This is a genomic window from Skermanella sp., assembly GCF_059503625.1.
The window spans coordinates 1-8,383 of the sequence record NZ_JCACHA010000850.1 but is presented as its reverse complement, the minus strand read 5'-3'; the positions used below and the strand labels follow the sequence as shown (position 1 = coordinate 8,383).

At 66.2% G+C, this 8,383-nt stretch carries 8 protein-coding genes and 1 pseudogene; 6 read left to right on the top strand and 3 right to left on the bottom strand.

Annotated features, from left to right (window positions below; all coding sequences use genetic code 11):
- On the top strand, window positions 1–2,499 hold a 2,499-nt coding region (locus tag AC5JJ6_RS30795), incomplete at its 5' end, for a cation:proton antiporter (RefSeq protein ID WP_496045709.1).
- A gap of 23 nt (window positions 2,500–2,522) precedes the next feature.
- On the opposite strand, the gene AC5JJ6_RS30790 is transcribed toward AC5JJ6_RS30795, so the two are convergent.
- Both AC5JJ6_RS30790 and AC5JJ6_RS30785 read right to left on the bottom strand, forming a co-directional pair.
- Window positions 2,523–3,269 carry an SDR family oxidoreductase gene (locus AC5JJ6_RS30790; protein WP_496045708.1) on the bottom strand — a complete coding sequence of 249 codons (747 nt, stop codon included), beginning with the start codon at window positions 3,267–3,269 and terminating at the stop codon, window positions 2,523–2,525.
- A 93-nt stretch (window positions 3,270–3,362) separates the two neighbouring features.
- The gene (locus AC5JJ6_RS30785) at window positions 3,363–4,319 is read right to left on the bottom strand and encodes a helix-turn-helix transcriptional regulator (protein WP_496045707.1); all 957 of its coding nucleotides are present in this window, start codon (window positions 4,317–4,319) and stop codon (window positions 3,363–3,365) included.
- A gap of 148 nt (window positions 4,320–4,467) precedes the next feature.
- Between AC5JJ6_RS30785 and AC5JJ6_RS30780 the strand changes: the two genes are divergently transcribed.
- From AC5JJ6_RS30780 to AC5JJ6_RS30760, 5 genes are all read left to right on the top strand, one after another.
- On the top strand, window positions 4,468–5,025 hold the full coding sequence (locus tag AC5JJ6_RS30780; protein WP_496045706.1) for a YbhB/YbcL family Raf kinase inhibitor-like protein: 558 nt from the start codon (window positions 4,468–4,470) through the stop codon (window positions 5,023–5,025).
- A gap of 173 nt (window positions 5,026–5,198) precedes the next feature.
- Window positions 5,199–5,381, top strand: coding sequence for a hypothetical protein (locus AC5JJ6_RS30775; RefSeq protein WP_496045705.1), 183 nt, complete (start codon window positions 5,199–5,201; stop codon window positions 5,379–5,381).
- Between the two features lie 104 nt (window positions 5,382–5,485).
- Window positions 5,486–6,670: an acyltransferase family protein gene (locus tag AC5JJ6_RS30770; RefSeq protein WP_496045704.1), complete on the top strand. Its 1,185-nt coding sequence runs from the start codon at window positions 5,486–5,488 to the stop codon at window positions 6,668–6,670.
- A gap of 180 nt (window positions 6,671–6,850) precedes the next feature.
- On the top strand, window positions 6,851–7,306 hold the full coding sequence (locus tag AC5JJ6_RS30765; protein ID WP_496045703.1) for a hypothetical protein: 456 nt from the start codon (window positions 6,851–6,853) through the stop codon (window positions 7,304–7,306).
- 109 nt (window positions 7,307–7,415) lie between these two features.
- Window positions 7,416–7,721: a YMGG-like glycine zipper-containing protein gene (locus AC5JJ6_RS30760; protein ID WP_044425389.1), complete on the top strand. Its 306-nt coding sequence runs from the start codon at window positions 7,416–7,418 to the stop codon at window positions 7,719–7,721.
- A gap of 90 nt (window positions 7,722–7,811) precedes the next feature.
- Here AC5JJ6_RS30760 and AC5JJ6_RS30755 read toward each other — a convergent pair.
- A pseudogene (locus AC5JJ6_RS30755) lies at window positions 7,812–8,383 on the bottom strand (vitamin B12-dependent ribonucleotide reductase); the annotation flags it as partial.

Here is an 8,383-nt window from a genome sequence, read left to right as displayed (position 1 = left end):
GGTTTCAGGCTCTTGCACGACCTCATCATATTCATCCTGATCATCAGTGCGCTCCTGGTGGTCGCCAGCCTGCTCCAGCCCTTGGCGGAACGGCTGAGGCTCCCCCATTCCGTCCTGCTCGCGGCGGTCGGCGTCGCCATCGCCGCGGCCTCGGTGACGCTGTTGCAGGTGAGGGGGGTGCCGATGCTGCGGGAGGCGGCGGAGGCGGTTTCGGGCCTGTCGTTCAACTCTTCCACATATATCCTGGTCTTCCTGCCGGCGCTGCTGTTCCAAGCGGCCCTGACGATCGACGTGCGGCGGATGATGGAGGATGCGGCGCCCATCCTGCTGCTGGCCGTCGTCGCGGTGTTCGTGGCGACGGCCGTGATCGGGCTGGCGCTGTGGCCGCTGGCGGGCGTTCCCCTGGTCGTCTGCCTGCTGCTCGGATCGATCGTCGCGACCACCGATCCGGCGGCGGTCGTCGCCATCTTCCGCGACATCGGGGCGCCGGCAAGGCTGGTCCGGCTGGTCGAGGGCGAAAGCCTGCTGAACGACGCCGCCGCCATCGCGATCTTCTACGTCCTGCTGGAAATCATCACGTCGGGAGATGAGCCCGACCTGCTGATGGGCGCCTGGGATCTGGCGATGGACCTTGGCGGCGGCACCCTGCTGGGCATCGTCGGCGCCCGGCTCGGCGTGGCCATGATCCCGCTGCTGCGCGGAAGGCGCACGGCCGAAGTGACCCTGACGCTGGCCCTGCCGTACCTGGTCTTCGTTTCCGGCGACCACTTCCTGGGTGTCTCCGGCGTGGTCGCCGTGGCCGTTTCCGGCTTGGTCTTCGGCGCGGGCAGCCGGTCGCGGCTGTCGCCGTCGGGCTGGGCCTATCTGGACGCGGTGTGGGAACAGGTGGCGTTCCTGGCGGGATCGCTGGTCTTCATCCTGGCGGCTTTGATGGTGCCGAAACTGCTCGGGACCGTGACCCTGCACGACGGCCTGCTGCTCATGGTGCTGGTGGCGGCGGCGCTGATCGCACGGGCGCTGGTGCTGTTCCTGCTGCTGCCGCCGCTGACGCTGCTGAAGCTGAGCGCCAAGATCAGCAACTCCTACAAGCTCGTGCTGACCTGGGGCGGGCTGCGCGGCGCCGTCACCCTGGCGCTGGCCCTGTCGGTTACGGAGGCGCGCGGGATCGGCGGAGAGGACCAGCGGATCGTCACGGTGCTGGCGACCGGCTTCGTCCTGTTCACCCTGTTCGTCAACGGGACGACGCTGCGTCCCGTCATCAAGCTGCTGGGGCTGAACCGGCTGTCGCCGCTCAATCAGGCGATCCGCAACCAAGTGCTGGCGCTGTCGCTTGCCGATGTGCGCGATTCGGTGCAGCAGACCGCCACCGAGTACGAGTTTCCGCCGACCGTGGCGCGGGCCGTGCAGAAGCCTTACGACGCCCGCATCCAGGAAGTCACCTCCGCCGGCAGCCTGGAGGAGCAGATATCCGACCGCGACCGGATCGTCCTGGGCCTGATCGCGCTGGCCAACCGGGAGCGTCAGCTCGTGCTGGAGCACCATGGGCTTCAAACGGTCTCCGGCGACATCATCGAAGGGTTGCTGCGCAATGCCGGCGAGATCTACGACGGCGCCAGGACGGCGGGGCGCATTGGCTACAACCGGGCGGCCCGCAAGATCCTCCGGCTGCCCCGGGCTTTCCGGTTCGCCTATGCGCTTCACCGCTGGGCGGGGATCGAAAGGCCGCTGGCCCGTCAGGTCGCCAAGCGGTTCGACAAGTTCCTGGTCCGCCGGCTGGTGCTGGAGGAACTGATCCGCTTCAACAGCCGCAACCTCAAGCCGCTGCTCGGCGTCCGCGTGGCCGAGTTGCTGGGAGAGGTGCTGACCGGACGTCTGGACGCTTCGACCAAGGCGCTCGACGCGCTCGGGCTGCAATATCCGGAATATGCGGAGGCGCTGAGCCAGCGCTTCCTCCGCAAGCTGGCCCTGCGCCGGGAAATGGCGCATTTCGAGAGCCTGTTCGAGGATGGGCTGATCGGCCAGGAACTGTTCGAGGACCTGCGGCGCGGCGTCGATGCCCGTCAGAAGGAAGCGGAGCGCAGGCCCAAGCTGGACCTGAAGCTGGACAAGGTCGCGCTGATCGCCCAGGTCCCGCTGTTCAACACGCTGGCTCCGGACGAGTTGAAGCGGCTGGCACGCGTGCTGCGGTCGCGGCTGGCCTTGCCGGACCAGACCTTCATCCGCACCGGCGACCGGGGCACGGCGATGTATTTCATCTCCTCGGGCGCGGTCGAGGTGGTGCTGCCGGACCGCCGCATCCGGCTGGGCCGCGGCGACTTTTTCGGCGAGATGGCGCTGATCGACGGCGGTCCCCGCCGCGCCGACGTGGTGGCGCTGACCTATTGCACGCTGCTTGAACTGCGCTCCGGCGATTTCGATAAGTTCCTGAAGGCCAACCCGGATATCAGCGGGCGGATCGACGAGGTGGCCCAGGAGCGCGGGGTGAAGCGGGTGGCATAGGTGCCCGCTTCACGGTGGCCGCATCACCGCCCGCCCGATACCGGAATGAAGGCCCCGGCGACATAGGACGACTGTTCCGACAGCAGCCAGACTATCGCCTGGGCGACTTCTTCCGCCTTGCCGGTACGCGCTTGGGGCACGCCGCGGACCAGCCGTTCCAGCCGGCCGGGAATGCCGCTGGCGTCGTGGATCTCGGTCTCGATCAGGCCGGGATTGACGGCGTTGACCCGGATTCCCTCCGGAGCCAGCTCCTTCGACAGACCTATGGTGAAGCTGTCGATGGCGCCCTTGCTGGCGGCGTAGTGGACGAACTCGTTGGGGGAGCCCAGCGCCGAGGCGCGAGACGAGACGTTGACGATGACGCCGCCCGCGCCGCCGCGGCTCTTCGCCATGCGGCGGGCCGCCTCGCGGGCGCACAGGAAGGGTCCGACCACGTTCAGGGTCATCACCGAACTGACGGTTTCGGCGGTGAGGTCCATCAGATTGCCGGCGGGACCGGTGATGCCGGCGTTGTTGACCAGACCGGTAACGGTCCCGAGCTGGTCGTCCACCGTGGAGAACAGACGCAGGATGTCGTCCTCCCTTGCCATGTCGCCCTGGACCGCGATCGCCCGCACGCCCTGCTGGCGGGCAGCGGCGGCGACATACTCTGCCTTTTCCCGGTCGCGGACATAGTTGACGCACACGTCCCATCCCGTTTTGGCCGCCAGATCGACCGTCGCGGCCCCGATGCCCCGGCTGCCGCCGGTCACGATGAGAATCCCGGTCATCGTTTTCACTCCCCCAGTAATCTCTATTGGTTTGGCGCGCAGCATGCCTCCGGTATGACCACTTGTAAATGCGCTGCGGTACTCGGCAGGCGCTCAGGGGATGGAGGAGGCGGTGCCCGCCTGGGAACCGGAGACCGCCGCAATCAGGCTATGGGGCGATGCGCCATGGGCGGAGCGGAACGAGGCGGCGAAATGCGAGCGGGAGGAATAGCCGCACGCTGCCGCGATAGCGGCGATGTTGCGCTCACCGTCCTCGATCATGGCGCGGGCTCGACGCATCCGCTCACCGGTTAGGATATGGCGCAGCGAGGTCCCCTCGTCGGCAAGGCGGCGGCGCAGTGTGGCGGAGCTGACGCCCAGCAAGCGGGCAAGGTCGTGGGCGCGCCAGGAATCCATCGGGGCCAGCGCTATGTGATGACGGGCACGTTCCGAAAAGGTCGCTCCGGCATGCATCCGCATGATGGCCGGCAGGTGGCCGATCAGCAGCAGGATTTCCATGACCCGGTGTTCGGCAAGGCTGGCATCCAGGTCGGTGCGGCTCAGCGCCATGGCGGCATGGGAGATGGTGTCGACGGCCTGGGGCGTCAGGTCGATACCCGGATCGTGCGGCTTGCGCAGCGACACGGCCACGGCCTTGCCCCGGCGCGGATGCGCTTGGGCGACTCGCCGCACAAGATCGCGGGGAAGGGTGATGAAGACGGCACGGTAGCGGCCCGATGCTTCGTCCGGGCGGTTGACGATGTCGAACGACTGCCCGGCCGGCAGGACGAACGGCACGCCGGGATGGAACTCGAACATGTCGCCGGCGAGGTGGACCTCCTTGATGCCGTCCAGGACGACGATCAGCGCCGGTTCGTCGATCGTCATGTCGCGGATCGTTTCCACCGCGCGGGCGTGATACGTGGCGAGCTTGGTGATCGGCGTGCCGCCGTTCGGTCCGGCGGACGAGCTGTCATCGCCGCCTTGGAGGCTGCCGGCGATGCGCCGGCGGAGTTCGGCGGCGAGCGGCCGGAGCTGGATGCCGGCGTCGATCGTAGAGCGGCTGGCCATGGGGAGGCTCGTTCGGTCGTGGGCGTCCGTCATGATAGCGCAGTTCGGGATCGTCATTGAGCGTTTCGGGACCATTTCCGCCCGTCCCCGCTGGCATCTTGACGCAGCGAAACGGTCGTAACGATCAAGTGGATGACGGGGAAGATCGATGATGTCGAAAGCTGTGGCGACCAGCCTGTTGCTGGCCGGATTGATGAACGGACCGGCTCTGGCGGGGGAGTTCGCGGTCACCAGCCCGAGCCTGTCCGACGGAGCGACGATCGGCGATAAGCATCTATTTGCCGGTTTCGGATGCACGGGCGGCAACAAGTCACCCGCGCTGTCATGGACGGGGGCGCCCGCCGATGCGAAGAGCTTCGCCGTGACCGTCTACGATCCGGATGCACCGACCGGCAGCGGCTGGTGGCACTGGGTCGTCTTCAACATCCCTGCCGGCACGGCGGAACTGAAGGAAGGGGCCGGCGACGCCAAGGGAACATCGCTGCCGGCCGGCAGCGTCCAGAGCGTGACCGATTTCGGCCAGCCCGGCTTTGGCGGTCCATGCCCGCCGGCAGGCGACAAGCCGCACCGCTACATCTTCACGGTTCATGCGCTGAAGCTGGAAAAGCTGCCGTTGGAAAACGGCGCATCCGGGGCGATGGTCGGGTTCTTCCTGGGCCAGAACACGATCGCCAGGGCGTCGGTAACCGGCTTCTACGGGCGCTGAGGTCAAATGGGGACGGCGAACCGCACGTCCCAAACGAAGTACCCGCCTTCCCGCCGAATTTCCCCATCTGGAAATCTGGCGGGAGACGGCTGAAAGTTGTTTTAAGACCATAGTTGACGATAGGCGCGGAGCGACCGCGATCGTTAAAATATCTCTAAGTTGCAATGGATGGCATGCAGGTCTGGATTTATGGCTACCGACACAGTCTGGCTGTGCTGGGTCTGGAAGCGCTTGGCGCTCCCAGGCTGAGCGCGTGCCTGCGTCTGGTGTCCGGCCTGATCGCCTGCCTTCAGGCGCTTGATGCGCCTGTCATCGGGTATCGCGGCCAGCGCAGGCTGGCGGGGTCGCCGCCCTGAACCGGGGATCAGAGCGGAAGCCATAAAATTTCGGCGGCTTCCGCTTGCTCATCCGTCCCTGATGAAGTTGGGGTTTGTGGTTTTCGGTTCCCCCGGAGAAACAGGTGCGTTTTCAGTCGCTCGATAGCTGGCGAGGGCTTTGTGCCGTCCTCGTGGCACTGCTTCACTACCATGCCGCATGGCATTTTTATGATTTCCCGCTGATCCGGAACAGCTATCTGTTCGTGGATTTCTTCTTCGTGCTGAGCGGCTTCGTGATCGCGCACGCCTATGGGCACCGGATCGGCGATCTGACGGATTTCGGCCGGTTCGTCGTCCTGCGGTTCGGCAGGCTTTGGCCGCTTCACGCGACGGTGCTCGGACTGTTCCTGGTGGCTGAGCTGGCGGCACTGGCCCTCGAGCCGTGGCTCGGCGGAGCCTATCCGCGGGCGCCCTTCACCGAGTCCCGATCCGTCTTCGCGATCATGACCAACATCCTGATGGTCCATTCGCTGGGGTTTCATCCCGATGTGACCTGGAACTTCCCGAGCTGGTCGATCAGCGTCGAATTCTACACATACCTCGTGTTCGCAACCGTTCTGCTGGTGCTGCCCCGCTACAGGGCCGCAGCCTCGGTGGCGCTGATCCTCTTCGGCGTGGCGGTGCTGGTGATGGTCGGGCCCGGATCGATGGACGTCACCGTCCATTACGGGATCTTCCGCTGTCTGGCCGGCTTCTTCCTGGGTTGTCTGGCGTTTCGCGCCTACCGCGCGACAACGGCACGGCTGGGCCGCGGCGGGACGATGCCCGGGGCCGATCTGGTGGAAGCGGCCTGCATGGTGCTGGTGCTCGCCTTCATCGCGGCGGCGGGAACGGGACCGCTGTCGTTCCTGGCTCCCCTGGTCTTCACGGTCGCGGTCTACGTCTTCGCGTTCGAGGGCGGCGTGGTGTCCCGGTTCATGAAGAACCCGATACTGCTGCGACTCGGGGCGCTTTCCTACTCGATCTACATGGTCCACGCCTTCGTCCTGCTGATCCTGGAAAACTCGACTTCCATCGCCGGCAAACTGCTGGGCGTGCGGCTGGAGACGGTGCGGACCGTCAACGGCAGCCGGATAGCCTTGCTGGACTACGGCAATCCCTGGATCATGGATGCCGTGGCGCTGGTCTACGTGGCGGCGGTGATCGCGCTGGCGTCGCTGACCTACAGATACGTCGAAGTCCCCGGCTACGATGCCGCCAAGCGCTTCGTGAACCGGAGGGGACAGGGGGTGCCGGGGATGCCGGGCCGTGCGATCCCGCGTAGCTGAAAGCAGGTAAACGTGTGGTGAGGATTGGTTTTCGTTTCACGACTAGCCCGTTCGTCACCGGTCCCCGTCCAATTGGATTGCCGTGCCGCTATACCTCATTGCCCGTGCCAGTCCGCCGATTCTGGGGATAGTCGCGGGACACGTCCGACTACAGGGGCGGGGCAATATGAGGAAACCGACATGGCGTTGAAAAGGAATTTGGCGGTTCTGGCCGTTACGATGATGATCGCCGGCTGCGCTTCGCAGCAGCAGGGAGCAGGGACCGCTTCGGGAGCGTCCTCCGCCGGTTCTGCGGCTTCGTCCGCTTCCAACGTGCGGACGGTCAAGTCGCGGGACGGCTCCTTCGAGGGCGAAATGGTCGGCACGCCGGCTGCCAGGAGCAAGTTCGCCAAGCTTCAGATCGGCATGACGATGAGGGAGGTTTCCAGCCTGATCGGCGCGCCGGACGACATGATCCGCCATGAGACGGGCAAGCGCTGGATCCCGTTTTACTTCGGCAACGATGCGCAGCGATTGCAGGTCATCTACAAGGGCGAAGGATGCCTGACCTATACGGGAGGCAACGTCTTCGGCGGAGGCGACAGCGAGCTGATCCGGATTACGGCGGCTCCTCAAGGCGGCTGCCTGGACACCTAAGGGGCTTGCGCGCCGCCTGCCCCATTATTTATGGGTAGGGTGATGCCGGTCACAGGGAATACCGTGGAGCGGGCGCATTTTGTGCGTGTCCTATCCACGAGGCGCTTAGATGACGATCAAGTTAGGTGCTGTTTCCCTGCTCGCCGGCTGCATTCTGGTGTCGGCCTGCACCATGAACCATGGGGAGCGGCGCGCTGCGACCGGCGGCGCGCTGGGGGCGGGGGCTGGCGCCGCGGGAGGCTACATGCTCGGCTACGACCCTCTCGGCGGCGCCCTTGTCGGCGGCATCGGCGGAGCGCTGCTCGGCGCGCTGACCACTCCCGACAGGGGCGGCCGGGAGGTCCATCATCACTATCGCCGTGACAACGGCCACCATCACGGCCACAAGAAGCGGTGGCGCCGCGATTACGACTGACGGCTTGCTGCTGGGTTGATAAAGAAAGGCGCGAGGGGTTGCCCCCTCGCGCCTTTCCCGTTCCGGACTGTTTTTCAGCTCAGATGCGGCTTAGCTGCATCCGGTCGTCGAGCCGCAGGTGTCGCACTTCATGCAGGTGCCGTTGCGGACCAGCGTCATGTTCCCGCACTCGCCGCAGGGATCGCCCTCGTAACCCTTGGCGCGGGCTTCGCGGATGCGCTCCATCCGTTCGTCCGGAGCGGGAGACGAGGCGACGGCGACCGCAACGGCGGGCTGCGACTCGGCCGGTGACAGGGCGCGGGCGGTTGCCTCGCTGCCGCCGGCATAGGCGGTGGCCTGGGCGCCCGCCGCTACCGCCATGGCAGCTACGGCGCGGGTCGACTGGCCGCCGGGCAGGACGCGGAGGTTCGACCGGACGTAGCCCTTGCTCGCCACCTTCTGGACCGCGTCGAGCGTGTCCTTGGTGAAGCGGTCCGCCGCAGGCGGCAGATTGCCTTCGCCGTCGCCGGTGCCGAGGCTGTCCGGGAACAGGTCGTCCGGAGTCGCATGCGACAGGTCGGTGCGCTGAAGGTAGCTGATCGCCAGTTCGCGGAAGATGTAGTCGATCACCGAGGTTGCCATCTTGATCGCGTCGTTGCCCTGGACGGGACCCGACGGCTCGA